Raw genomic sequence first — 1827 nt, 5'->3', positions numbered from 1 at the left:
CAACCCGCCCATCCCACACGGAGGGAGAACCCTCTCACACCGAATGGCATGCCCCCTGCTTGGAGGCCGCGCGGAGCCGCCGACCTCCGTCCCGGCTCCAGCCCGCAGTTCACGTCTGTCCAAACCTCGACACAAAGGACGTCTCGAATGGCTGCGTATCTCGTTCAGAATCAGTGGGGTGGTTCGCAAGCGACTTGGAACCCCGGTGGGCTGTGGATTATCGGCGCCCGGGACAAGCAGAGCGTGGTGGCGCTCGACGTCAAGTCCAACGACGGCGGCAAGACGCTCACCGGCACCATGACCTACAACGGCGAGGGGCCCATTGGCTTCCGCGGCACCCTCACCGGCGCCAACAACTACGCAGTGGAGAACCAGTGGGGAGGCGCCTCCGCGCCCTGGCATCCCGGCGGCATGTGGGTGCTCGGTGCGCGGGACAAGCAGAACGTCGTGGCCGTCAGCATCAAGTCCAACGACGGCGGCAAGACGCTGAGCGGCACCATGACCTACAACGGAGAGGGGCCCATCGGCTTCAAGAGCGAGGTCACCGAGGGCGACCCCTACGCAGTGGAGAACCAATGGGGCGGCAACGCCGCGCCCTGGCATCCCGGCGGCGTCTGGGTGCTGGGCACCCGCGGCAAGCAGAACGTCGTCAACATTGACGCGAAGTCAAACGACGGCGGCAAGACGCTGAGCGGCACCATGACGTACAACGGCGAGGGGCCCATTGGCTTCCGTGGCACGTTGACGTCGCAGGACACCTACACCGTGGAGAACCAGTGGGGCGGCAGCGCCGCGCCCTGGCATCCGGGCGGCTTCTGGATGATTGGCGCCCGCAACGGCCAGAACGTCGTCGCCCTCAACGTCGCGTCCGGCGACGGCGGCAAGACGCTCAATGGCACCATGGTCTACAACGGCGAGGGCCCCATCGGCTTCCGCGCCACGCTCGGCTGACGCCCGCGTGTGGCCACGGCTGGCCCGGCCCTGACTCGAGGGCCGGCCCGGCCTCCAGCCTCACGCCAGGTTGTGGAACACGCGCTGGACGTCGTCGTCCTGCTCCAGCGCGTCCACGAGCTCCAGCACCTCGGTGGCCTTGTCCTCGGGCAGCTCGACGGGGCTCTGCGCCACGTACTCGGAGTCAGCGGAGACGGGCACCAGGCCCTTGGCCTCGATGGCGGCCTGGAGCTGACCGAAGTCCGTGAAGGCGGAGCGGATGATGATTTGCTTCTCCCCCTTCTCACCCACGCCCTCGCCCATCTCCTGGAGGCCGTGGTCGATGAGCTCCAGCTCCAGCGCGTCCAGGTCCAGGCCCTCCGGGTTCAGCCGGAACACGCCCATGCGCTGGAACATGAAGGCCACGCTGCCCGTGGTGCCCAGGTTGCCGCTGTACTTGTTGAAGTGCATGCGCACGTTCGCCACGGTGCGCACGACGTTGTCCGTCGCCGTCTCCACCAGCAGCGCGATGCCGTGGGGCGCGTAGCCTTCGTAGAGCACGATTTCGTAGTCGGTCGCCGACTGGCCGCTCGCGCGCTTGATGGCCGCGTCGACCTTGTCCTTCGGCATGTTCGCGGCGCGGGCGTTCTGGAGCACCCGGCGCAGCGTGGAGTTCGAATCAGGGTTCGGCCCACCCGCCTTCACCGCGATGGCGATGTCCTTGCTGATGCGCGTGAACACCTTCGCCATCTTGTTCCAGCGGGCCATCATCGTGGCCTTGCGTGTCTCGAAAATGCGTCCCATGGGAGGGATGTATAGGTCGGCCACGTTCCGCGTGGCTACTCCCTGTCGCGCCCCCGGGGCCCGGATGTTGACCAGGACAGCCCTGCCTGGCCC

2 protein-coding genes are annotated in these 1827 nt (G+C 67.3%); one reads left to right on the top strand and one right to left on the bottom strand.

The features are described from left to right. The first annotated feature begins 147 nt into the window (after positions 1–147). Positions 148–951, top strand: coding sequence for a lectin ESA-2 (locus HV826_RS36265; RefSeq protein WP_176421560.1), 804 nt, complete (start codon positions 148–150; stop codon positions 949–951). Between the two features lie 60 nt (positions 952–1011). Here the strand turns inward: HV826_RS36265 and HV826_RS36260 are convergent, their stop codons facing one another. Beyond that, complete coding sequence (locus HV826_RS36260) at positions 1012–1734, bottom strand: YebC/PmpR family DNA-binding transcriptional regulator (protein ID WP_163779074.1); 723 nt, start codon at positions 1732–1734, stop codon at positions 1012–1014. Positions 1735–1827: the final 93 nt, after the last annotated feature.

Origin of the sequence: Myxococcus sp. AM010, assembly GCF_013372585.1 — a bacterium.
Lineage (GTDB): Bacteria > Myxococcota > Myxococcia > Myxococcales > Myxococcaceae > Myxococcus > Myxococcus vastator.
This window is presented reverse-complemented; position numbering and strand designations above follow the sequence as displayed.

What these genes read in the sequence shown, in the direction of transcription:
- HV826_RS36265 (WP_176421560.1), top strand. Translation starts at nt 148, where the DNA reads ATGGCTGCGTATCTCGTTCAGAATCAGTGGGGTGGTTCGCAAGCGACT.
- HV826_RS36260 (WP_163779074.1), bottom strand. Translation starts at nt 1,734, where the DNA reads ATGGGACGCATTTTCGAGACACGCAAGGCCACGATGATGGCCCGCTGG.